Genomic DNA, 1,425 nt, shown 5'->3' with positions numbered 1-1,425 from the left:
TGTGATGTCTCAGGACATGGGTGACAGTTCTGCGTCAGGACATCGGTGACGGTTGGTGTGTCAGGACTTCGGTGACGTTCCCGGGTTCTTCGGTCGTCTTCCTGGGGGTCGGCCGTTGCCGACGTAGCGGACGCCGGGAGCGGGCCTGGTGCGCTCGGCGAGGATCTCGCCGTCGAGGTCGGTCACGATGATCGCGTCGCCGGGCTGGTCGCCGTCGCTGACGACGAGGACCTGTGTGAACGCGTGGGCGCCACCGATCTTGTAGATCACCATGTCGACGCCGATGTCGCCGCTGGCGCTCACCGTTCGCAGGCGGGTGCCGGCGGGTAGGCCTGCGGGCGGGGTCGGCCGGGGCCGCCGAACCGGGACCGGCGGTCTGTAGACGGGCCGCCCCGGTTTCGGGCGGGGTGGATCGGCCTTCGGGGTCGCCTCCCATGCGGCCAGCGGTGTGATCCGCCCGGGCAGCCCTTGGTGCGGGCGCTCGGTGTTGTAGATGTGGTCGAACGCGTCAATCTGGGCCTGGAGCTGTGCCAACGTGTCGGCGAGGGGTTGCTTGTCGAGGTAGCGGAACAGGGTCTGGTGGAAGCGTTCGTTCTTGCCCTGGGTGGTCGGCTTGTGCGGCTTGCCGGTGATCGCCTCGACGCCCAGCGCGCCGACATGTCCGACGAGCCGGCCGACCATGCCCCGTCGCGACGGGTTGAGCGCGAGCCCGTTGTCCGACAGCAGCCGCTGCGGGACGCCGTGAGCAGCCACGGCCTTGTCGAAGACCGCGATCGCGTCGCGGGCGGTCTCGCCGGGCGCGGCGTGGGAGGCGAGGGCGTAGCGGGAGTGGTCGTCGATGAGCTGGAAGATCACGCACGTGCGGCCACCGGTCAACACGTACTCGGTGGCGTCGAGCTGCCAGCAGGCGTTCGGCGCCGGGTAGACGAACCGCCGCCACGCCGAGCGGGGCTTCTTACGCGGCTCGCGCCGGGCGACACCGGCCTCCCGGAAGATCCGTGCCAGCGACGCCGTCGACGGAACGGGGCTCAGGCCCATCGCACGCATCTTGTCGTGCACGCTGATCGGGCCGTGGTCGAGCCCGGACGCCTCGAGCGCGGCCCGCACCGCGACAGCCTGGGCCTTGACCTGCTCGGTCAGCTTCGACGGGCTCGTCCTCGGTCGTCTGGACCGGGGCTCGAGCACCGCCGCGGGCCCGTCGTCTCGAGCGCGCTTGCGCAGCTCGTAGAACGACTTGCGCGAGATGCCGTGCTCGGCGCAGAACGTCGAGACCGCCCCCCGCGGCGCGTCATCAGGCCACTGCGAGATCGCCAGGCGGACACGGGGATCGATGGGTTCACGGGCAGCCACCGCCGCAGCCTCGCGGCGGAAGTGTCACCACCAAGAGCACCCCCAGTGTCACCGATGTCCTGACACAGACTCGTC

1 protein-coding gene is annotated in these 1,425 nt (G+C 70.4%); it reads right to left on the bottom strand.

What is annotated here, in order from left to right; translation table 11 throughout:
- Positions 1-60: 60 nt before the first annotated feature.
- The gene (locus ACL02T_RS34830; RefSeq protein ID WP_503129113.1) at positions 61-1,350 is read right to left on the bottom strand and encodes an integrase core domain-containing protein; all 1,290 of its coding nucleotides are present in this window, start codon (positions 1,348-1,350) and stop codon (positions 61-63) included.
- Positions 1,351-1,425 lie beyond the last annotated feature (75 nt).

This window comes from Pseudonocardia oceanicola, from assembly GCF_047200735.1.
In the GTDB taxonomy this organism is placed as follows: Bacteria; Actinomycetota; Actinomycetes; order Mycobacteriales; family Pseudonocardiaceae; genus Pseudonocardia.
The sequence above is the reverse complement of the archived record's forward strand: the minus strand, read 5'-3'. Positions and strand labels throughout refer to the sequence as shown.